Below are 23,158 nucleotides of genomic sequence, written 5' to 3'. Positions count from 1 at the left end.
ATTAAAATGCTACTAAAAAGAACCACATCCAACGATTCTGATTTTCAAAAGCTAGTCTTGCTTTTGGATGAATTTTTACGGTCTAAAGACGATGAAGATCACGATTTTTATGCCCAACATAACAAAACGGATCACATCAAGAATGTGGTCGTAGCTTATTATGAAGATGAAGCCATAGGCTGTGGTGCTTTTAAAGCATTTGACGAAAAAAGTGTTGAAATCAAGCGAATGTTTGTAGTCGCATCTTTCCGAGGCAAACAAGTAGCGCATCATATTATAGCAGAACTTGAGCAATGGGCCAACGAACTACAATACAACAGTTATGTACTCGAAACCGGCACTAATAACCCTATAGCTATCACATTATACAAAAAATTAGGTTACCACATTATTCCCAATTATGGCCCTTATGAAGGGGTAGCTACAAGTGTGTGTCTAAAAAAAGAAAATCAATGCTAAAGCCAACTCTTGTTACTTTACCAGAAACCAAATTGGTTGGTAAAAAAAGAAGTATGTCGTTAATTGACAATCAAACTCAAGCGCTTTGGCAGGATTTTATGCCAAAGCGAAAAGGCATTACCAACAGAGTAGACAACGATTTTTATTCGGTTCAAAACTACAGCACAGATTATTTTGAAAATTTTAATCCCGCTAAGTCTTTTGTAAAATGGGCGGCTGTAGCTGTGGATACTTTTGAAAATATCCCCAACGATATGGAGTCCTTTATCCTACCCACTGGTCTTTATGCCGTTTTTGAACACAAAGGAATAGACACAGCAATTTTTCAGCAAATTTTTACGGAGTGGCTACCTAACTCTACCTATATTTTGGATCATCGCCCTCATTTTGAACTATTGGGCGAAAAATACAAAAATGGAGATCCAAATTCGGAAGAACAAATATGGATTCCGATTCGCCAACAATAATCGATTTCTTTGATTTTGTTAATACTATGTTAAATAAAAATTAAACAATTGTTTAATTTAAACAGTTGTTTAATTTTGTTTAACAAAAATCAAGGTATTGAAAACCGAATTTACCGAAAAACAAATCCAAATACTTGAAGTAGCTGAAACTCTTTTTGCCGAAAAAGGATTTGATGGCACTTCAATTAGGGATATTTCTAAAGTAGCAAAAATCAATGTTGCTATGATATCCTATTACTTTGGATCAAAAGAACGATTACTGCAGTCGCTTATTGTTTATCGAACTACAGATATTAAAACCCAACTCGAACTTTTACTAGAAGAAGATCTTGAACCTATTGAAAAGGTAAATAAATTGATTGAAATTTATATTAACCGCATCAATAACAACAAGGGAATCTATCGCATTTTACATTTTGAACTCTCGTCCAAAAAAAGAGAACAAAATCTACAAGCCTTTACAGAGTTCAGAAAAGGCAATCTCAAATACTTAGAATCCATTATTGAAGAAGGACAACGAAAAGGGGTTTTTAGAAAAGACATCATTATTCCCCTAATTACACCTACCATTTTGGGAACTTTTTTTCATTTTCATATGAATAAAACCTACTTCGAAAATCTATTGAACTTGACTACAGAAGCCTTGTACAACAATTATATCAAGACGAACTTGACTAAGCATATACAACAAACAATTAAAGCCCTTTTGATTTATGAAAATTAGCCCACTATTTGTCTTTGGGATTTTGTGTTGGGGAACTTCGACGGTAAGCGCTCAAGAAAAAACACATCTTAAGCTAGAAGATGCTGTACAATTGGCTTGGACCAAGAGTAACGAAATATCCCTTGCTACTTCAAAAGTAGCTACCAAAAAATACGAGCTACAAGCCAGCAAAAACAATCAATATCCTGATCTAAAACTCTCAGGTCAATACCAGCACCTAACTAGTGCCAAAATTGATATGAAATCCAGTTCAGGTGGAAGCGGCTTAGCAGCTGGTCCTGTAGATCGTTTAATGCTGGGGCAAGTTACGGCCAGTGTACCTGTTTTTGCAGGTTTCAAAATTCAAAATAATATTGCCTTGCACGACAATCTTTATTTAGCAGAAACTGCCAATGCGGTTCAATCTAAAGAAGAGATTGCCCTAAAAGTCGTTAATTATTATGCTAGCTTGTACAAAGCGCAAAAGACAATCGAAATTCTCAAAGAAAATCAAAAACGTGCCAAACAACGCGTAGTTGATTTTATCGATTTGGAGAAAAACGGTATTATTCCACGCAATGATTTACTAAAATCACAATTGCAAGTTTCTAAAATACAACTCGCAATAGACGAAGCAACAAACAATTTGAATATCGTAAACTTTTATTTGGTCAATCTCCTTAAATTGGATACGAATACTCAAATTGAAATCAAAGAAAGTGATTTTGTCAATTTTCAAATGAACAATGTCCCTTCAGATGAGACGCCAGCTTTAGAAAACAGAAAGGATTTAGAAGCCCTTCGTTTTCAATCAAAAGCCAGCCAATCGAATATCAAAATTGCTAGAAGTGCTTATTTCCCTTCAATAGCAATACTAGGAGGTTACACCGCACTTGAATTACACAATGTGGTTAGTGTACAAAACGCAATGAACATTGGTGTTGGTATTTCCTATGACTTTACTAGTTTACTCAAAAATGATGTTTTGGTTAAAGTTGCTGAAAGCAAGGCAATGGAAGTACAAAACGCTGAAGCTATTTTGACCGATTACATCAAAGTACAGGTACAAAAAGCCATCGAAGATTACCAATTAGCCATCAAACAAGATCTTGTTTATGCGGAAGCCATAGACCAAGCTTCTGAAAATTATCGAATCGTAAAAGACAAATACGATAATGGTCTTTCGAATACCAACGATTTACTAGAAGCCGATGTAGATCAACTTACCGCCAAAATCAATAAAGCCTTAGGCAAAGCCAATATCATTCAAAAATATTACGAATTACTATCGGTAACCGGGCAATTAACCTCAACTTTCAACCCATCAAAAATATAAGTACCAGTCCCATGGAAAAGAAAAAAACAAATATAAAGTTCCTAATTATTACAGTATCATTGTTAGTACTCGGCAGTATTTATGGTATTTACAAATACAATCATGCACAATCGCATGAAGAAACAGATGATGCTCAAATTGAGAAAAACATGACTCCAATAATTCCAAGAGTCCCTGGTTATATTAGCAAAGTATATGTAAAAGACAATGACTTTGTAAAAAAAGGAGATACTTTATTTACGATAGACAAAAAAGATTTTCAGGTTAAAATTGAAGAGGCCAAAGCGGCGTTGATTGGTGCTGAAGGTGGTTTTGAAGTAGCCAAAGCGGATATTGGAAGTGCTTTAGCAAGTATTTCGGTTTCTGAAGCCAATGTACTTTCTGCAGGAGGCAACATCGAATCGGCAAAAATCAGGCTTGGAAGAGCTACTAGTGATTTTGCTCGTTACGAAAACTTATACAAGAATCATACAATTACCAAACAACAATACGAACAGGCTTTGGCAACTAAACAAGAAGCTGAAAGTCAATTGAGAGTGTTACAACAACAACAACGCGCCAGTTCTTTTCAGAAATCAGTGATTGAAGCCAAATCAAAAGTTTCGAACAAACAAACAGAAGTTGCTGCTGCTAATATCAAAAGAACTCAAGCTGTGCTAGATGCTGCCAAATTAAATTTAACTTACACTGTTGTTACTGCAGCAATAGATGGTCAAGTGTCTAAAATTGACATACAACCGGGACAATTGGTACAAGCTGGACAGTCGTTATTTTATGTAATCAATAATGATGAAGCTTGGGTTGTGGCAAATTTTAAAGAAACCCAATTGAACAAAATGGTGATTGGTCAAAAAGTGACGATGAAAGTTGATGCTTACCCAGACTATGAATTTGTAGGAGCTATTACTTCCTTTTCTCCAGCTACTGGTTCAAGATTCTCTTTGTTACCACCAGACAATGCTACTGGAAACTTTGTAAAAACCATTCAACGTTTACCTGTAAAAATTAGCTTAAGCAAAGCTAATGATGCCAATAAAATCAAACTTTTGCGTCCAGGAATGAATGTCGAAGTAGACGTTCATTTGAAATAAATAGCTGTTAGTAATTAGTGATTAGTAATTAGCTGTTAGCAGGCAGACTATTAAGGACTCTTCGCCACGCACTATTCACTAATTACTAATCACTAAGGACTAAAAGCTAATCACTAAAAAAACTAAGAACTACAAAAATGGTACAAACAGAAGCGGACGATTTAGTTGAGTACGGTTTTAGACGAGTAATAATTACCATTACTTGTGTGCTGTGTGCGATGCTTGAAGTAGTTGACACGACGATTGTCAACGTTGCGCTCAACAATATGCGAGGTAGTTTGGGAGCTACACTTACTGATGTGGCTTGGGTAATTACAGCCTATGCCATTGCTAACGTAATTATCATCCCAATGACCAGTTGGTTGTCGCAACAATTTGGCCGACGCAACTATTTTGCGGTATCCATTATTATATTTACTGTTTCCTCTTTTTTGTGTGGAAATGCAACCAATATATGGGAATTGGTGGCTTTTCGTTTCATTCAAGGATTGGGCGGTGGAGCTCTTTTGGTAACCGCACAAACGATTGTTACCGAGAGTTATCCTTTGGCAAAACGCGGTATGGCGCAGGCTATTTATGGTATGGGCGTAATCGTAGGTCCAACCTTAGGGCCACCATTGGGAGGTTATATTGTTGACCGATTCTCGTGGCCGTTTATCTTTTACATCAATATTCCTATTGGGATTATTGCGGCATTGCTTACGCTTTCCTTTATAAAAAGTCCAAAATACGGCGTTAAATTAAAGGCCAATCAAGTCGATTGGTTAGGTATCTTTTTTCTATCGGCATTTATTGGTTCTTTACAATTTGTTTTGGAACACGGACAACAAGACGATTGGTTCAACGATTCTCTTATTGTAGCTTTAAGTATTGTTTCGTTCTTTGGTTTGCTTTTCTTTATTTGGCGAGAACTCACCTACGAACATCCGATAGTTAATCTTAGAGTACTCAAAGACTCCAATTTAAGAATTGGAACCATTATGTGTTTTATTCTTGGTTTTGGTTTATACGGTTCTACATTTATCATTCCTATTTATACCCAATCGATTTTAGGATGGAGTGCTACTGATGCTGGATTGTTATTAATTCCAAGTTCGATAACAACAGGAATTATGATGCCTTTTATTGGTAAAATGATTCAAAAAGGAATCCCACAAACGTATTTGGTTGCCGCTGGATTTTTTGTCTTTTTTGCCTTTACGTATTGGATGCATTTAGTCATCACACCCGATTCTGGAGAAGAGCATATGTATTGGCCGTTAATTTTGAGAGGTGTAGGATTAGGACTTTTGTTTGTTCCCATCACTACCCTATCGTTGTCTACCTTAACTGGAAAACATATTGGTGAAGGAGCAGCCTTTACAGGAATGATGCGTCAATTGGGTGGTTCATTTGGAATTGCTATCATCACCACTTATATCGCTCGTATCAATCAAGAACACCGCGTAAATATGATTGGTTATTTAGATAATACTTCATTTGAAGTACAACAGCGAGTGCACCAATTGCAAATGGGATTTATGTCTAAAGGATATGCTATGAACGAAGCCTTAGCAAAAGCCTATAAAACTCTTGAAATGATGGTGACCCAACAAGCCGCAGTACTCACTTTTTCGGATATATTTTTGTATTTGGGGTATCTGTTCTTGTTTTGCATTCCGTTCATTCTTTTAGTCAAAAAAGGGAAAAACAAAATCAATCCCGCCGATGCGATGCATTAATAAAAAAGCCAATTTCTAGTACTGAAATCGGCTTTTTGGTTTAATAATTCTATAGTCTTTAGCTTTTTTATTCGCTTTTAACACGCGTGGAGTGCAGCATATCAAACTTCCAACCTTTGTCGGTTAAAATGGCTGTGGCGCTTTCTAGCCAATGCAATTTTCGAATGATTTTATCGTCAATGGAAATGGTTGCATAGTTGTGATAAGCCACCCAAGCGGTTTTGTTGGTAACTTTGACATCAATAATTTCAATTTTGTTTACTCGCTTTGGAATGGGCAATTTGAGTTTGGCTTTATTCAAATAGGTTGCAATGGTATCGTTATTCCAAACTTCTCCGTGTTCCAAAAGCAGGAAATCTTTGGTATAGTATTTCTCAATGTTTTTAGCTTCTAATTTTGACCATATTTCGTCAAACGATTCTTGTACTAAATTTTGAAACTGTTTTTTATGGGTTTCAATGGAACCTTGAGCAAATGCTATCGTAGTAAAAAATAGCATCAAAAGTAGGGTGTTACGTTTTTTCATTTTGTTGAGATTATACTATTGCGTTTATTTTTGCAAGGGTTGGAACTAATTTTAGGGTTTACCAAATCTTCCAATTTTCCATTAATAATATTACCAAATCCTTTGTCGTAGCTGTTATGTACAACCAAGTACTATAAAAATAATCGCTTATCATGTATCCTTACAGATTTTAGTGTATCTAGGCATATTTTAAAATCAGAATTATTTTCTAAAATTTTAAAAAGTCCATTTCTAAACTTTAGAATATTTTTCTCGGAATTTGTCAGTTTTTCCAGTTCCTTATATTCACCATCAATAATCCTGATAAATGTTTTTTGATTGTTATTTTTATAAATATAAAAAGAATCTCCAAAACTTGGTATTATCATAGGTTCATTTGAATCTTGTACTAAAATATCTTTCCCAAGCTTATCAATGTTGTTTTTAAAAAATAATTGTACAATTTGATTTTCCTCCTGATTACTCAATTTTACTTTGTGAGAGAATTTATAAAAGGCGATTTTAAAATTTCTTGACTTTAAATCAAATTCATAATCTGTTGTTAAAAGTTTAAAATTGTAATTGGCAAAATCTTCAATCGAAAATTTTCTCTGAATATTAGATTCGGTTTTACTCTGCTGACAACTTACGAAAAAAAGAAAAAAAGATAGTAATATTATTTTAGTTCTCATTTTACGGATTTTGATTTGGTTGCTCATAATGTTCCGCTACTACAGTGGTTTGGTGCTAAATTAAGCCCATTATTCGGATTTGCTATCCCTAAACTTCGGGAACCAAATACAAAATCAACTTACTTGTCAGTTAAATGCTTGAATTGTTTAATAGTTTTACTGTACTGCCAAATATTAGCTATATTTTACTTTTTAATATTCTGGTATTTGACATTATCATTTTTTTTAGCAACATTAATACTCTCTATTTTTTGAATTTTTTCATAAATAGTGTCTACTTTTTTTTCTAACTCATCATTATTCGAAAACACAATTGCAACTATTGCAACAACTAATGAAAGTATTGGAGTAAGAACTGTAAATACGTCTTTAATGTTTTCTTTTATATAGTTTATCCATTCACTTCGATAATAACCAAAAGAGTGGGCGATCATACCATCAGGAGTAATTTCATATAGTGTGTTGTATTCTATTCCATTATTATCAACATCAATGAGTGATGTTCTAAGATGATTTCGTGATTTGAGAAATATAATGAGAATAGAAGCAGTTAAAACAGTAATTTTCATTCTCTGAGCAATTTCAGTTGGACGCATTCTATTTATTCTAACTCCTTCTTCCATAGAATCATCGTAAAGAATTCCTAGTAATTCATGTTTTTTTGTAAAGTGACTCATTTTAAAATTGTTTTTTTAAAGTAAGAGGGTTACTAATAAAGTTTAATTGCAATTAAATTTTCACCTTTTCAATAATTTATCCAATAAATTTTCTCTAGTCATGCTAAGATTTTTTTGTTTATCTGAAGAGAAAATATTTTCTTTTTTTGTAGCAATTAGAACTGCAGGATTTTCAGCAACATTGCCATGAACATTGAAATTAAGTTTATATTCTGAAAATTTAAGAGGCGACTGTCGTCCTCCAAAAAATAATACCAAATCAATTTCACCTTTATTTAAATCACCAATATTAAAAAGTATCTTTTGATAAGTTATTTCTGGCGCTCCAAAATGTAAAATTTTGATTGAGTCACTTTTGAACTGATGCCCTGCTAAATCGTAATTCTGTCTAGTAAGAGGATTTGCTGAAGTTGCTCCTTCAAATATTGCAGAACTAATTACTCTATATGTGATATCGTACTCATTTTGCAGTTCGGAAAAATTGAATAGGAGGATTGATATATCTAAGAAATTACGTCCATCTGGATAATTTCCAAAACGATCTAAATTTATAAAAGCTTCAATATTAGGAAACGAAATTTTTTTAAATAGAGCTTCAATCAAATAATGTGGAGCAGGTTTAGTTTGACCATCAAGCCTTGCCCAATATGTATTTTTATATTGATGTGGGGAATATATACTCTTTTGGATTTCAAAAACATACAAATAATTGCCACTTTCCTCAATAATTTTCACATTGACACCAATTGGAAGTGGAGAAATAGAATCTGAAACTTTGCTAATTAACGAATCTTTATCCAATAATTGGTCAACCAATGACAATGCTCCCTGAAATAAAGTTTGATTTTCATTTTTAATACCTAGTGGTGCACCCCATATTAATATACCTCCTTCTGAATTCAAGAATGCACAAATCCCACGGATTACACCTTCTAAGTTCTTATTTAAACTTCCAAAATAGGGGTGGAAGGATTTAAATTCAATTTTATCAGACTCCTCTTTCGCAGTATCAAAATATCCTTTAATATCAGTGATTACTAAATCGTCTAAGTTTTTCGCAAAATATATTTGTGAAAAATGAATCATGCTTAATGAGTTTTAATTATTTAAAAATAGCAAATAATGTTTCCTTGCTTGAGCTTGTAGCGCAAATGGAAAATAAACGAGTAACTTATCGAAAAACGAGCCATAATATTTAGCAAGTGTTAGGAGTGTTCTATTCTTTATCGCTATTTACCAATAAATAACAAGCACCAATTAATATTAAACCAAAGAAAATTGGTGTGTTTGAAGCAGAGGCATTTCCAGATCCAAAGTAAATCCAAAAACCATCTTCTTTCTTCAAATTGAAACAGTCCAATAGTGTTGTGACGGCAGCAAATCCAACTATTATGATTAATGAATATGCTGTAATTTTCTTTAATAGTTTGTTCATTATTTTAATTTTTTATTTTTAGTGTTCATTTTGGGCATTTAACATTAGTTATATGTTATTTATAAATCAAAAATATTAAATAAAGTAAATGTAATATAATAAAATATTTTAGGTCGACCAGTTTGTTTTAAGTTTCATTGAAATAATAACCGGTAACTTTTTTATACACGCTACACTTTAACCTATTATACCTCATATTTTAAAGTAATCATTTATAAATTAGCGTCTTTATTATCCCAAATATATTCTTTTCCTTACTAAAAACATAAAAATTTTCTGAAATATTATTTACGCTTTTGGCACCTTAAACTCCCGTGATTGCCGCGTGAGGGATAGGAATAAACTACCGAAGTAGTATGGATAGCCCGACCGCAGCCAGACAAAGGGGCGAATAACACGTTTGCTATTCGCCCCTTTGGGTGGATGGGGTCACGCCCCAATTATTTTGAAACAGATTTTGAAACGAAGACTACTTAAACCTATAAGTAATCTAAAGTTTTTGATTGAAGTTCATCGTGATTTCAAAAACCCTATAAGGTAAATAAGGCCATAGAAGTAACTGCCGCCAAGCTGAGTTTAGCGATGCTTTTATCGGGTAAAAACGAGTTGGTTGCCTTTAGTTAAATTAGCATCAAAGGCATAGCCCTCGTAATTGAAGCCTTTCAAATCATCGATGGTTTCTGCTTGGGTGTCGAGGATGTAGCGCACCATCATTCCGCGGGCTTTTTTGGCAAAAAAACTAATCATTTTTAGTTTTCCATCTTTGTAATCTTTGAACTCGGGCGTGATTACGGGCACTTTGAGCGCCTTGGCATCTACGGCAGAAAAATATTCGTTGCTCGCCAAATTGACAAACAGTTCGTCTTTTTTGAGTTCTTTGTTCAACGCTTGGGTTAAGGTGGTTTTCCAGAATTGGTATAAGTTTTGGCTCTCGCCTACGGGCATTTTGGTTCCCATTTCTAAGCGGTACGGCTGAATCAAATCTAAGGGTTTAAGCAATCCGTACAAACCCGAAAGGATGCGCAAGCGGTCTTGTAACAAGGGTAATTGGTCTTCGGAGAGCGTGTAGGCGTCTAAACCAGTGTAAACATCGCCGTCGAAAGCGTACACCGCAGGACGGGCATTGGTGGGTTTGAATGGGGTTTTCCAGTCTTTGTTGCGTTGCCAATTCAAGTCGGCCAATTTATCCGAAATCGACATCAGGCTAGCTAGTTCTTTGGGCGTTTTGAGTTGCAATTCGGCGTGCACGATTTTGGATTGCTTTAAAAAAGCAGGCTGTGTAAAAGTTTCAACGGGTAATTCTTTCTCGAAATTTAAGGACTTTGCTGGCGATATAACAATTTTCATATATGACTTTTCTTTGTTTTCAAAAATACAATTTGAATTTTAGATTTCCGAAGCCTAGCATTGATTTGTTTAATAACTGCATAACATTTGCTAATCCACAGGATTGAAATCTAGTCATTATAAAAATGCATTCAAAACTTAACATAAACAAAAATTATCATTGAATGGAAAGGAATCGAATCAGACATTTTACTGTTCACATAGTTAATGTTGACTAGCCACGGATGCGACGGATGCAACAGATTAAAACGGATTTTAATAGAAGTACTTTTCATAAATTGTTTCATTAGGAGAAATTTTTTTAATACCACATAGAACCATAGAATGCAAAGTTTTAAAAGAATGAAATAGACGTTTTTACTATTCACATAGTTAACGTTGACTAGCCACGGATGCGACGGATGAAACAGATTAAAACGGATTTTTAATCATCGAAATGGTAGAATCTGTATTTTTGAGGCTTTCAATATAAAAGCTATGGATTATTTTTTGATTTGTTTGGTGGCGTTTTTGGGTTCGGGATTGACTTTGTTCTCGGGTTTTGGTTTGGGAACCTTGCTAGTGCCTGTTTTTGGTTTGTTTTTCCCTATCGAAATGGCCATCTTATTAACCGCTATCGTGCATTTTTTGAATAATATTTTTAAACTTTTCTTGTTGGGACAAAAAGCCAACAAACAAGCCTTGCTGGCTTTTGGAATTCCGGCTATTCTTTTTGCCTTTGTGGGGGCGTATCTGCTCTCTTTTTTAAATACTATTCAGCCAATTGGCAGTTACACGCTCGGGAGCCATACCTTTACGCTTTTGCCTATTAAACTCTGTATTGGTCTTATTTTGCTATTTTTTGCTATGTTTGAAATTATTCCAAGTTGGTCGCAACTTACTTTTGATAAAAAATACTTGCCTTGGGCGGAGTATTGAGTGGCTTTTTTGGAGGATTATCGGGTATGCAAGGCGCTTTGCGTGCTGCCTTCTTGATTAGAGCAGGACTAACAAAAGAATCTTACATCGGAACAGGCGTCGTTATTGCTTGTTTGATTGACCTTTCGAGAATGGGTGTCTATGTACAAAACTGGTCGCGAAATTCCGAAAATATTGCTTATCCCTTGGTGATTTGTGCCACGCTTTCGGCTTTTTTGGGGGCTTTTATTGGCAATAGACTGTTAGAAAAAGTGACCTTAAAAAGCATTCAATTGCTCGTAGCGCTGCTACTTATGGTGTTTGCTGTACTGTTGGGCTTGGGAATTTTGTAGTTTGAAAAAAGGCTTTGTCTACCCTTATTTTAGCCACGGATGAAACGGATGAAACGGATTAGAACGGATTTTTAAGCAGTACTAAAATGACTTAAATAGAGATGTTTTTTTTTTTTAAACCACATAGAAACATAGAATTTTAAAGTGTCATAAAAGAAAAATTAGACGTTTTACTTTTCACATAGTCTACTATGTGTGAAATAGTGCTATTTCTATTTCATTCCTTTTCAAATTTGCTTTTATCTATGATTCTATGTGGTTATTTTTTCAATTTTATTCAAGCGATTGGTAAAAAATATTGAATTCGAATAAAACTGACTTTTTACTTTTTAATTAAACCAAAAATCCAACGGATAAAACAGATTATTACTGATTTTCTATTTCAAAAAAACATCCCTAAAACAGCTGTACTTTCTGCTAATTCGTGTACTTCGTATTTCCCTTTTCAAAAGTAAATCCTTGGTATTTTAACGAATACGGCTGAAAACTGAGCTTTTTTAACTACTTTTGCACCCCAAATCGACTAAATCTAAAAAGTATGAATAAATTTTCGCTCTTTTTACTTCTTTTAAGTACTGCATTTGGAACGGCTCAAAACGCTGAAACTTATTTTGATAACATCCGAAATAACGAAGCCCAACTTACGGCTTTCTTTTCTCAAATGCCCAAAGGAGGCGATTTGCACCACCACTATTCTGGCTCTGTTTATGCTGAACCGCTAATAGCCTACGCCATCAAAAATAATTTTTACCTCAATTTAGAGACTTTAGAAGTACAACCCCAACGAGGCACCGATGGAATTTGGGAATCTTTTGAAATGATTCAGAAAAATGGAGCATTACCCTTATATCAACAAAAAATCATCGAAAAATGGTCTATCAAAGACTTCAACGGCATAAGTTACCCTTCTGATAAACAGTTTTTTGAATCCTTCGGAAAATTCCAAGCGACCATTGGAGGAACTTTTGAACAAGGCCTTTTGGAACTTAAAAATAGAGCTATCAAAGAACAAGTGAGTTATATCGAAACCCAATTATCAACGATTCCGTGTGATATGAATACCGAGGATTTGGCTCCTTATAACGAAGAACTCCGAAGCTTGGTCGCCAAAAAAGACGAAAAAGCTGTTTTCAAAGCACTGGACCAATTGTTTGCTACTTTCAACAAAAGAGAGGCCGCAAAATACGCTGCTAATTTCAACACCAATTTTGTTGTCAAAATGCATAACGACCTCAAGATTGATGACACTCAATTTACTATGCGTTATCAAAATTTTGTGTTGCGCTTTATGGAGCCGGTAGATTTGTTTAAGAATTTAGTAATTGCTTTTATTTCAGCTGATAACAGTCCACTAATCGATGGCGTGAATATCGTTTCCCCAGAAGATGGCGCTACTGCAATGAAAGATTATGAATTGCATATGTTGCTATATAAATACTGTCACAGCAAATTCCCAAAAGTAAAATACAGTATGCACGCGGGCGAATTGACCCTTGGATTGGTGCAACCCGAAGAATTGACTTGGCACATCAACTCTGCTGTCTACACTGCAGGCGCGAACAGAATTGGACACGGGGTAGATTTGGCCTACGAAAAAAACAACTACGAGTTACTACGCTATATGGCGAAAAACAAAATCGCTATCGAAATCAATTTGACTAGTAACGAGTTTATCCTGAAAGTGAAAGAGAATCGTCATCCGTTTAGTTTGTACAAAGAATTTGGTGTTCCCATCGTAATTAGTACGGACGATGCTGGTATTTTAAGAACCAATCTCACCGAACAATATGTGCTTTTGGCCAAAAGATACCCACAAGTAAGCTACAAAGACATCAAGGAATATGTGTACAACAGCATCCGTTTTAGTTTTATCGAAGCGTCTAAAGTAAAAGAACAATTACTAGACGATTTGGATTACCGATTTAAAAAATTCGAAGCACAATTTAGGCAACAATAAACTCTAGACAATTTAGGAGTTATAATGAAATCGCAACTGTGCTATTTCAAAAATCCATAAAGAAAATACAATAAAAGAAAGAATTTATTTAATTTTAGAGACTATTACTTTCTAAAATCAAATAAATTTATGGAAAACCAAAAAACAATCTTTCGCTTAAGTGCACTGCTCTTAAGCTTTTGTTTACTTCCCTCGCTTTCAATAGAAGCACAAAATACCGCCAAGAAAAAGGACAAAACAGCGGTTTCTTCTGGTAACACTGCTTACTTCAATGGATTAAAATGGCGTAACATTGGTCCGTTTAGAGCAGGTCGCTCATTGGCAGTAGCAGGTCACGCAGACCAACCTTTAACGTATTACTTTGGAGCTACTGGTGGTGGTGTTTGGAAAACCACCGATGGTGGCAACGAATGGCTAGCCGTTTCTGATAGCACTTTTACTTCTTCCTCTGTGGGAGCAATTACAGTCGCACCTTCAGACCCAAATGTGGTGTATGTTGGGATGGGAGAAGCTGATATGCGCTCTAATATCTCCTTTGGAGACGGTATGTACAAATCTGTAAATGCCGGTAAAAACTGGAGCAAAATTGGACTCGACAAAGCCGATGCTATCGGAAACATCGAAGTGCATCCTAGCAATCCCGATATTGTTTTTGTAGCCGCAATGGGTAATCCGTTTCATTCCAATCCAGAGCGCGGTATTTATCGCAGTACCGATGGTGGAAAAAACTGGAAACTGGTATTGTCTAAAAATGACAAAACCGGCGGAATGGTCGTGCGTATCGATACAAATAATCCAAGAGTGATTTATGCGACACTTTGGGAAGCCTACAGAAATGGACATTCTATGTCTTCTGGAGGAACAGAATCTGGTCTTTTCAAATCTACCGATGGTGGTGACACTTGGAACAACTTAAGTACCAAACCCGGAATGCCAGTAGGGCTTTTGGGTAAAATTGGAATCGCCGTTTCACCTGTAAACTCCAACCGTTTGTATGCTTTAGTAGAAAACGACAAAGGTGGACTGTACCGTTCTGATGATGCCGGTGAACATTGGTCACTCATCAACGAAGACAAAAACTTATGGCAACGCCCTTGGTACTATATGAATTTACAAGCCGAACCAAAAAATGAAGACGGTTTGATAGTGTTGAATGTAGACGCTTGGAAATCCTCTGACGGTGGAAAAAACTTCAAAAAGATACCTGTACAACATGGCGATACACATGATGTGTGGATTAATCCGAAAAACCCAGAGAACTTCATTATTGGAGATGATGGAGGGGCTGAAATCACCTTTAACGGTGGTGCCAATTTTTCGGATATTGACATTCCAACGAGTCAATTTTACCACGTATCCTTAGACAATGATTTTCCGTATAACATTTATGGTGCACAACAAGACAATTCCTCTATTAGAATTCCTTCTAGAACCAATGGTTCCAGTATTGACAGAGAAGATTGGTTTCCTGTTGCCGGTGGTGAAGCTGGATACATTCAAGCCGACCCTACCAATTCTGACCTTACCTATGGCGGTGAATATGATGGACAGTTGAGTAAATACAATTCGAGAACCAAACAAGGACAAGATATTTCTCCTTATCCTGAATCCAACATTGGTTCACCAGCAAAAGCCAAAAAACACCGTTTTCAATGGACTTACCCTATCGTTTTTTCTCCGCATAATCCCAAAAGAATGTATGTGACCTCGCAATATGTGTTGGTTACAGAAGACGGAGGCCATTCCTTTACTGCCATAAGCCCAGACTTAACCCGAAATGACCCAAAAACCACTGGAGACACTGGAGGCCCAATCACCAAAGACCAAACGGGAGCCGAAGTCTATGCTACTATTTTTACTTTTTCAGAAGCGCCAACGGAACAAGGGGTGCTTTGGACAGGCTCTGACGATGGTTATATTCATGTTTCTAAGAACAATGGAGCAAGCTGGGACAAAGTCAACATTCCGACTTCAATGTTACCCGAATTCTCTTTGATAAGCATAATTCACACTTCGGAACATACCAAAGGAAAAGCTTATGTAGCTGCCAATAAATACATGTATGGCGACCGTGCTCCTTACCTTTTCAAAACCACAGATTACGGAAAAACTTGGAAGAAAATCACCGCTGGAATTCCTGCTGATGAATATTGTAGAGTGCTACGCGAAGACCCTAACAAACCTGGCCTTTTGTATGCTGGAACCGAAAGAGGTATTTATGTTTCCTTCAACGATGGGGACACTTGGGAAAAACTGAACTTGAATTTACCTCTTACACCTATTCGTGATTTGCAAATTCACAAACGCGATAAAGATTTGGTTGTGGCGACACACGGACGTGCTTTCTGGATTTTGGATGACATTACGCCTTTACACGAAATAATGGACAAAAAGGTAACTAACGAAAAACACCTTTTCCAACCAAGAACCGCCTACAGAACACAAGGTCGTCAAAGCAATACCCAATCATCTGGAACCAATGCTCCTAATGGTGTAATCGTACGTTTCTATCAAAAAACAAAAGCCACCAAAGAATTGGAACTCGAATTCTTGAACGACAAAAACGAAAGCATCATCAAGTATTCTTCGGTTAAAAATACCAAAGGCGAACCACAAAAAGTAGCCAAAGAATTCCACCAAGACACTGAGAAAGAAAAAGCAGGTTATGTGCCTAACAAAGCCGGAATGAACGTATTTGTTTGGAATATGCGTTATCCAAATGCTACCGAAGTGGAAGGCACTAATGTAATGTGGGCTGGTTCTGGAGTGGGTGCCAAAGTACTTCCGGGCACGTACAAAGTTCGTTTTATCGAAGACAAAAAAATCATCGGGGAGCAAACCTTTGACATCAAAAAAGACCCAAGAGCCGAAGGAACCGATGCCGACTTGAAAGAACAATTCGAATTCCACCAAAAAGTAAACAAAAAAGTAAACGAAGCGCACTTGGCCATCAACAAAATCCGCAAGATTAAAGGACAAATCAATGGATATGTTGGAGCAGTGAAAGATTCGGTTATGGTCAAAGAGATGAAAAAAATGACCGAGCCTACCATCAAATCTTTAGAGGAACTCGAAGCTACTTTGATGCAGCCTAAAGCCAAAGCCCCACAAGACGTTCTGGCCTACCCTATTATGCTAAACGATAAAATGGCGGGATTGGGTTCAAATGTTTCTTCAGGAGACACCAAACCAACCAAAGGCGCTTATGAAGTATACGATGATTTGGCTAAAAAAATTGATATAGCCGTAGCAAAAGTCAATGAAATTGCCACGGTCAAAGTACCCGAATTCAATGCCTTTATCCAACAAAAGCAGATTCCTGCCATAGTGATTGAGGATAAAAAATAAAGAACAAACTAAAATCCAAGCCGTTTCTGAAAAGAAGCGGCTTTTTTTTTCCCAAAAAAAGCCCTTTCTTATTTATTTTTTTTACAAAAAAACCGCCAAGCAAAATTATTTTTTACCACATAGAAGCATAGAATTTGTAGATTTTAAATAGAAAGAAATAGACGTTTTACTCTTCATATAGATGAGCTATGTGAAAAATAGTGCTATTTCTATTTATTCTATGTTGATTTACTTTAATACTCGTTGGGTGAAATTATTTTTTACCACATAGAAGCATAGAATTTCTAGATTTTAAATAGAAAGAAATAGACGTCTTACTATTCATATAGACATTCTATGTGTAAAATAGTACTATTTCTATATATTCTTTACTTGTTTGCTATTAATCTATGGACCTATGTGGTTAATTTTTTTTTATCAAAATTCTTCCAATCAAATTATAGGGCTGATTTAAGTACTATAGTTTTAGCCTGCACTCAGCCATCAAATTGCCGCAAAAATAATTATTGGTACAAAAATTCATAAATACTACAAATTAAGTCGATTCCGTTTCAAATTATCATCAAATTCACGGCTACTTTCTCACTTAAATTTTATAGTTTTATAAAGACAAAAAACAAAGCTTTTTTACTTCTCTAAAAATCTTCGTATGAAAATAGCCCTTTACAGTAATGAATTTCCTCCGCACATTTATGGTGGTGCGGGAGTACATATCGATTTTTTAAGCCAAGAACTGGCCAAACTCGCCCAAGTAGAAGTCCGTTGTTTTGGGGCACAATCCGAAACCACCCAAAATATGCACGTGCAAGGCATCACCTCCAGCTTGACCAAAATGGAAGACCCAAGCAATGAGCACATCAAAATGTTTCATAACCTGAGTAAAAATGTCGAGATGGCACAAGCCACGCCCGAGGCCGACATTGTGCACTGCCACACTTGGTACACCCATTTAGCAGGTGTATTTACACGCGAACTGCTACAAGTACCGCTCATTTTGACCACCCACAGTCTCGAAACCCACCGTCCTTGGAAGGTCGAGCAACTCGGCAACGGTTATTTCCTGTCGCGTTGGTTAGAGCAACACGCCTATGCCTCTGCCGATGGAGTGATTGCCGTAAGCGAACAAATGAAAACCGATGTCATCGAAGCCTATGACGTAGCGCCCGAAAAAGTTACGGTGATTCACAACGGCATAGACCCTGATTTTTACCAACCCACTTTTGATGATGCCTTGTTGACCGAATTAGGCATCGACCCCAACATTCCGTTTGTGCTATTTGTGGGTCGCATCACGCGCCAAAAAGGCATTTCGCAACTCATCGCTGCGGCACAACATTTCAATGCCAATTGCCAAATCGTATTGTGTGCAGGCGCCCCCGATACCCCCGAAATCGCCGCCGAAACCGAACAACTCATCGCCGAGCTAAAAGCCACCCGCGAAGGCGTCATCCTCATCTCCGAAATGCTCCCAAGAGAAAAAGTAAAAGTGCTTTACAGCCACGCCCGCGTTTTCGCCTGCCCCTCGCTATACGAACCCTTTGGCATCATCAATCTCGAGGCGATGTCCTGCGAAACACCCGTAGTAGGAAGCGCCGTAGGAGGCATACCCGAAATCATCGTCGAAGGACAAACCGGATTTTTGGTGCCCCTTGCCCCCGTTTCCCGAACCGATTTTAACCCCGCCAATCCCCAAGCCTTCCAACAAGATTTTGCCACCAAAGTCAATCTCTTGCTCGACAACGAAGCCTTGGCCAACCAAATGGGAAAAGCCGGTCGCGAACGCGTACTCAACCAATTCAGTTGGGCTTCTATCGCCAAAACCACCTTGGCCTATTACCAAGAAGTCATTGACCGTTTCGAAAAAGAAAAAGCATAATTGGGGCGTGACCCCAGTACCACAAAGGGGCGAATAGCAAAGGTGTTATTCGCCCCTTTGCGTTCCTGCGGTCGGGCTATACGCGCTACTTTGGTAGCCAGCTGCTATCCCTCACGCGGGCAATCACAGGAGTTAACAGCACCACCACAACAAACCGTAATCGACAAATTAGCAATGAATATTTCAGAAAATATTTATATTTTTAGCAGGAAAAAGGATATATTTGGAATGACAAAAACTCAAGACCAAAGAGAATAAAACCAAAAAAAATAATAGTCTAAAAAAAGTGGCCACTCTATACTCTCTAGAAGGCAAGGATAACGAAAACTCAACATCTATCATTTTATAAGAACATGGAAAATTTAAAAGAAATTCTAGCTACTCCTAAACAAATAGGTCTTTTATTAGGAGCTGGGGTATCTAAAGCATGTGGACTACCCAATATTCAAGATATAACTAAACTAGTATTAAAAGACATTACTAATGTTAACTTCATTAACATGTTAGACGAAAAGGATACTGTTGAAAATATACTGAACAAAACACAGCAGTTAAGAGTTTTACTAAAAACAGGTAAAGAATTTAATGGCTTAAAGGAAAGTGATATCCTTGAAATTGAAAAGACTATAAAGAAAATTATTTTTGACGAATTGTCAATTGAAACTGATACCGAAAATTTTTATAAATTAGTTCTTTGGTTGAATTTCATAAATCGAGATTACGAAAAAGAGATCTTTACTCTTAATTATGATTTACTAGTTGAAAAAGCACTTGAAAAAGCAAGTCTACCATATTTTAGCGGTTTTATTGGAAATGTAAAGCCCTTTTTCATAACAGATTCAGTTGAAGATTTTCAAGGAGTTTATGTTAAGCAAAGCTGGATTAAACTATGGAAATTACATGGATCTTTGAACTTTGTAAAAGATATAAATGATAAAATATATATTGATAATAATATAGGTAATTCATCAGAAAATCTTTTGATATACCCATCAATGGATAAGTACTTATCATCTAGGAAAGCTCCATATATTTCCTATTTGGATAGACTACGCAAATATCTCATCGATAAAGAAAAAATTGTTTTTGTATTGGGATATTCTTTTGGTGATGACCATATAAATGAAGTTATTGTTAATGGGCTTAATAATAATCATCGTTTATCAGTTATTGCTTTTGCTTATGATGATACCACTTTTAAACAAGGAATAAGTTTGTTAGGTAGTTATCCAAACTTTTCTATTTATACTGATAAGAAAAAATATTCTAATCGAAGAGAAAGTATTTTTCATAGTACTTCTAACATAGGTGATTTTAATAATTTAATCTCTTTGATTGATGAGATTACTTTTTCAAAACCAATTGCTCCCGAACCTAACACAATACCTGAACCATAATGTTAAATATCACAAATAGCGGCAAAATTGGTCACGTTATAGAAGTTAACACTGATAGAGTTATAGTTGAAGTCAGCAATGAACTAGACAATTATAATATAATTCTTAATGGAACTTTGTATCGTATTGGTCAGGTTGGTAGTTTTGTAAAAATTATTAACGGCCTTTCTTGTGTTTATTGCGTTGTTGAATCTTTTTCAACTTATATGCAAACAGGTGATATTGCAATCAATAAGAAAGTGATTAATGTCTCATTACTTGGATTTAAAAATTTAAAAGGTGAATTTGAAAGTGGAGCTAAAATAACACCAAGTATTGCCGATTGTGTTTTTTTGATTGATGAAGACGATATAAATGTTATTTTTAAATCAGATGTCAAATTTCCAATTGAAGTTGGGAAAAATTATTTTTCTAATAGTCTACCTGTTTATTTAAATCTTAATGAATTTGTACTCAAACATTCACTTATAGTAGGTAGTACAGGTAGTGGTAAATCAAATACTGTTGCTTATCTATTAAATAATATAACAACAGAATATAAAAATTCTAGGGTTGTAATGATTGATATTCATGGTGAATATATGAAATATCTTGGTGACAATGCAAATGAATTCTCCATTTATGACCCTGCAAAAAAATTAGTAATACCATATTGGATGCTTAATTTTGATACTCTTTGTAAGTTGTTTGGACTTGGGAACAGTTTAACTTCTTCTTCAATCATAGATATATTTAGGGATAGAATTCTTCAAATGAAAAAAGCATTTATTGATGGAGATCTTGAACTCAAGAAAAATATAAAAATTGCAGATATAAATATTAATTCTCCAATTCCTTTTAATATCAAAAATATTTGGTTTGAGTTTTACAATAGAGGTTATGGTACATTTGACAAAGCTACAAGAGAATTTGGTGACTTCGCATACTTAAAAGACGAAGATGGAAATCCTTTAAGTGGAGATGCTGAAAAATTGATTAAACCTCAATTTGAGCCTTATTCTATGGGAGCAAATAGACCATTTAAGTCAAATGAAGTTCAATATAAAAACATAGCAGATAATATAGAGAATTTATTACGTAATGAAGATTTCAAGTTTGTATTTGGTAATGATGAATATATAAAAGGAGATAAAAGCATAGCAGAATTAATTGCATCTTGGATTGAAAATGACAAACAAATAAGTGTATTGAATCTAAGCGGAATACCATATAATATTTTAGATGTGGTTATTGGGGTACTTTCAAACTTACTATTTGACTCCGTTTATTATACTTTAAAAATTGACGCTAATAAATTTGAAGGCAGACCGTTACTTATTTGTTACGAAGAAGCACATCGTTATTTAAATTCTGGAACTCAGAATAGTTTTTCTCAGAATGCTGTCGAACGAATAATGAAAGAAGGAAGAAAGTTTGGCTTGGGAGCAATGATAATTTCTCAAAGACCTGTTGAGATTCCTAATACCATTATATCTCAAGTTAGCACCTTTATTGCTCTTCGTTTAACTAATAGTGAAGATCAGTCAAAAATTATAAGTTTTGCTCCAAACAATTTTTCTATGTTCCTAAAATCTTTGCCTTCATTAGGTAATGGTGATGCATTTGTAATAGGCGAGTCAATGAAAATACCCATGAAAGTAAAAATACCATTATTAGAAACTGTTAAAAACATAAACTTTGCTTCAAAAATTGGAGCATGGAATCAAGAAAAACCAAAAGAATTAAGTTATAGTGAAACAATAATACGTTGGATGCAAAAATAATAAAAGAAATAATTATGGATTTAGAATGGCAAGAAATTGGGTCTGATTCAGACAATATTGACAGAATTGCTCATGATGGAGTAGATATGTATATAGAATTTAAAAAAGGTAACGGTTATAAATTTTCTAATTTACCATATGAAATTTTTGAAAGAATTTTAAATAAAGAAGTTATTAGTAAAAGTGAGGGTAAACCATCATTTGGGGCAACATTTAATATGTTAGTTCTAAAAAGTGGCTATAAAGGTGAGCAGTATAAATAAACCTCCCGCTCCCTACTCTTCGAAGAATACAATCCGCTGAAGTATACTGCACGAACGTCTCCACTTTAGTGCTACAACTTCAGCAGCAACCAAAAACTATACATAATAAAGACTATGACTGAAAAATTCTTAAAAGCAAAGCATTGGCAATTATTCTTACTAACTTTTGGAATACCAATGCTTTTTCAAATCGTGCTGATGATAACTATGTTTGCAAATATCGGCAGTGGTAATAATCCTGATGTTTCATTGCTATTTAATTACTTTATGTTTTTTCCAATAATTATGATTCTTATTGTGGCAACACAATTTGGTTGGTTTTGGTCTGTGGGCATTGGACTTCAGAGTAAAGTTCCCGAAAATGTAAAAATGAAAACCAAAAAATTTAAAATATTTTTTTTCATTCCGTTGCTATATATCATCCTTCTTTCAATAATTTTTAGTGTGTCTGCGAGCGGAATGATGGAAAACGAAACACCTCCAGCCGTTGAACTAATTATGAGCCTTGTTGTAATTATTATACCCTTACATTTGTTTTCAATGTTTTGTATTTTCTATTCATTATATTTTGTAGCCAAAACATACAAAACGGTTGAATTACAGCGTCAAGTGAGTTTTTCTGATTTTGCAGGAGAGTTTTTTATGATTTGGTTTTACCCAATTGGAATATGGATAATCCAGCCGAAACTCAACAAAATTATTGAAAATGAAAGTGCTGCTCCCAACCCACACCAGATTTAAGTAATTGGCTTTCCCGAAGCTTCTCGAAGCAAACAAACCATTAAATTATGCTGCGCGAACGTCTCTGACTTCGCGCTATTTTTAATCAGTTTGTCCTCCGCAAACACGATTAAAGTCTCACCCAATTTTT

The 23,158-nt window shown here is 35.5% G+C and carries 21 protein-coding genes; 15 read left to right on the top strand and 6 right to left on the bottom strand.

The genetic code is table 11. The features are described from left to right. Positions 1 to 6 precede the first annotated feature (6 nt). The 6 genes from FLAVO9AF_RS05870 (at position 7) to FLAVO9AF_RS05845 (ending at position 5,777) form a co-directional block, all read left to right on the top strand. Positions 7 to 459: a GNAT family N-acetyltransferase gene (locus FLAVO9AF_RS05870; RefSeq protein WP_159685663.1), complete on the top strand. Its 453-nt coding sequence runs from the start codon at positions 7 to 9 to the stop codon at positions 457 to 459. Further along, positions 453 to 926: a GyrI-like domain-containing protein gene (locus FLAVO9AF_RS05865; protein WP_159685660.1), complete on the top strand. Its 474-nt coding sequence runs from the start codon at positions 453 to 455 to the stop codon at positions 924 to 926. Before FLAVO9AF_RS05870 ends, FLAVO9AF_RS05865 begins: the two co-directional genes overlap by 7 nt. A 97-nt stretch (positions 927 to 1,023) precedes the next feature. Next, positions 1,024 to 1,650 carry a TetR/AcrR family transcriptional regulator gene (locus FLAVO9AF_RS05860; protein ID WP_159685658.1) on the top strand — a complete coding sequence of 209 codons (627 nt, stop codon included), beginning with the start codon at positions 1,024 to 1,026 and terminating at the stop codon, positions 1,648 to 1,650. Continuing rightward, positions 1,640 to 2,965: a TolC family protein gene (locus tag FLAVO9AF_RS05855; RefSeq protein WP_159685655.1), complete on the top strand. Its 1,326-nt coding sequence runs from the start codon at positions 1,640 to 1,642 to the stop codon at positions 2,963 to 2,965. Before FLAVO9AF_RS05860 ends, FLAVO9AF_RS05855 begins: the two co-directional genes overlap by 11 nt. An 11-nt stretch (positions 2,966 to 2,976) precedes the next feature. Next, on the top strand, positions 2,977 to 4,056 hold the full coding sequence (locus FLAVO9AF_RS05850; protein WP_159685653.1) for an HlyD family secretion protein: 1,080 nt from the start codon (positions 2,977 to 2,979) through the stop codon (positions 4,054 to 4,056). 137 nt (positions 4,057 to 4,193) lie between these two features. Next, entirely contained in the window at positions 4,194 to 5,777 is a 1,584-nt protein-coding gene (locus tag FLAVO9AF_RS05845) for a DHA2 family efflux MFS transporter permease subunit (protein ID WP_159685650.1), read from the top strand. Between the two features lie 67 nt (positions 5,778 to 5,844). On the opposite strand, the gene FLAVO9AF_RS05840 is transcribed toward FLAVO9AF_RS05845, so the two are convergent. From FLAVO9AF_RS05840 to yaaA, 6 genes are all read right to left on the bottom strand, one after another. After that, positions 5,845 to 6,303, bottom strand: a complete 459-nt coding sequence (locus FLAVO9AF_RS05840; protein ID WP_236552283.1) for a DUF4440 domain-containing protein — start codon at positions 6,301 to 6,303, stop codon at positions 5,845 to 5,847. Between the two features lie 131 nt (positions 6,304 to 6,434). Beyond that, positions 6,435 to 6,974 carry a hypothetical protein gene (locus FLAVO9AF_RS05835; protein ID WP_159685648.1) on the bottom strand — a complete coding sequence of 180 codons (540 nt, stop codon included), beginning with the start codon at positions 6,972 to 6,974 and terminating at the stop codon, positions 6,435 to 6,437. Between the two features lie 185 nt (positions 6,975 to 7,159). Continuing rightward, positions 7,160 to 7,651 carry a hypothetical protein gene (locus FLAVO9AF_RS05830; RefSeq protein WP_159685645.1) on the bottom strand — a complete coding sequence of 164 codons (492 nt, stop codon included), beginning with the start codon at positions 7,649 to 7,651 and terminating at the stop codon, positions 7,160 to 7,162. Positions 7,652 to 7,711: 60 nt separating this feature from the next. Then, positions 7,712 to 8,737, bottom strand: a complete 1,026-nt coding sequence (locus tag FLAVO9AF_RS05825) for a helix-turn-helix domain-containing protein (RefSeq protein WP_159685643.1) — start codon at positions 8,735 to 8,737, stop codon at positions 7,712 to 7,714. Positions 8,738 to 8,867: 130 nt separating this feature from the next. Next, positions 8,868 to 9,086: a hypothetical protein gene (locus FLAVO9AF_RS05820; protein WP_159685640.1), complete on the bottom strand. Its 219-nt coding sequence runs from the start codon at positions 9,084 to 9,086 to the stop codon at positions 8,868 to 8,870. Between the two features lie 588 nt (positions 9,087 to 9,674). Next, a complete protein-coding gene (gene yaaA / locus FLAVO9AF_RS05815) occupies positions 9,675 to 10,433 on the bottom strand; it encodes a peroxide stress protein YaaA (protein WP_159685638.1) in 759 nt (252 codons plus the stop codon). Between the two features lie 477 nt (positions 10,434 to 10,910). On the opposite strand from yaaA, the gene FLAVO9AF_RS15715 reads away from it, so the two are divergent. The 9 genes from FLAVO9AF_RS15715 to FLAVO9AF_RS05775 all read left to right on the top strand — a co-directional run bounded on the left by FLAVO9AF_RS15715 (position 10,911) and on the right by FLAVO9AF_RS05775 (position 23,028). Beyond that, positions 10,911 to 11,351 carry a TSUP family transporter gene (locus FLAVO9AF_RS15715; RefSeq protein WP_255478091.1) on the top strand — a complete coding sequence of 147 codons (441 nt, stop codon included), beginning with the start codon at positions 10,911 to 10,913 and terminating at the stop codon, positions 11,349 to 11,351. Beyond that, entirely contained in the window at positions 11,336 to 11,683 is a 348-nt protein-coding gene (locus tag FLAVO9AF_RS15710) for a TSUP family transporter (protein ID WP_255478090.1), read from the top strand. Before FLAVO9AF_RS15715 ends, FLAVO9AF_RS15710 begins: the two co-directional genes overlap by 16 nt. A 538-nt stretch (positions 11,684 to 12,221) precedes the next feature. Further along, positions 12,222 to 13,640, top strand: a complete 1,419-nt coding sequence (locus tag FLAVO9AF_RS05805) for an adenosine deaminase (RefSeq protein ID WP_159685635.1) — start codon at positions 12,222 to 12,224, stop codon at positions 13,638 to 13,640. Between the two features lie 129 nt (positions 13,641 to 13,769). Beyond that, positions 13,770 to 16,988, top strand: a complete 3,219-nt coding sequence (locus tag FLAVO9AF_RS05800) for a glycosyl hydrolase (RefSeq protein WP_159685632.1) — start codon at positions 13,770 to 13,772, stop codon at positions 16,986 to 16,988. A 649-nt stretch (positions 16,989 to 17,637) separates the two neighbouring features. Further along, on the top strand, positions 17,638 to 18,864 hold the full coding sequence (gene glgA / locus FLAVO9AF_RS05795) for a glycogen synthase (protein WP_159685630.1): 1,227 nt from the start codon (positions 17,638 to 17,640) through the stop codon (positions 18,862 to 18,864). 353 nt (positions 18,865 to 19,217) lie between these two features. Beyond that, positions 19,218 to 20,261, top strand: a complete 1,044-nt coding sequence (locus FLAVO9AF_RS05790) for an SIR2 family protein (protein ID WP_159685627.1) — start codon at positions 19,218 to 19,220, stop codon at positions 20,259 to 20,261. Next, positions 20,261 to 22,024, top strand: coding sequence for an ATP-binding protein (locus tag FLAVO9AF_RS05785; protein ID WP_159685625.1), 1,764 nt, complete (start codon positions 20,261 to 20,263; stop codon positions 22,022 to 22,024). Before FLAVO9AF_RS05790 ends, FLAVO9AF_RS05785 begins: the two co-directional genes overlap by 1 nt. 14 nt (positions 22,025 to 22,038) lie before the next feature. Next, the gene (locus tag FLAVO9AF_RS05780) at positions 22,039 to 22,287 is read left to right on the top strand and encodes a hypothetical protein (RefSeq protein ID WP_159685622.1); all 249 of its coding nucleotides are present in this window, start codon (positions 22,039 to 22,041) and stop codon (positions 22,285 to 22,287) included. Positions 22,288 to 22,401: 114 nt separating this feature from the next. After that, complete coding sequence (locus FLAVO9AF_RS05775) at positions 22,402 to 23,028, top strand: hypothetical protein (protein WP_159685619.1); 627 nt, start codon at positions 22,402 to 22,404, stop codon at positions 23,026 to 23,028. Positions 23,029 to 23,158 lie beyond the last annotated feature (130 nt).

It is taken from the genome of Flavobacterium sp. 9R, assembly GCF_902506345.1.
Classification (GTDB): Bacteria; Bacteroidota; Bacteroidia; order Flavobacteriales; family Flavobacteriaceae; genus Flavobacterium.
The sequence above is the reverse complement of the archived record's forward strand: the minus strand, read 5'-3'. Positions and strand labels throughout refer to the sequence as shown.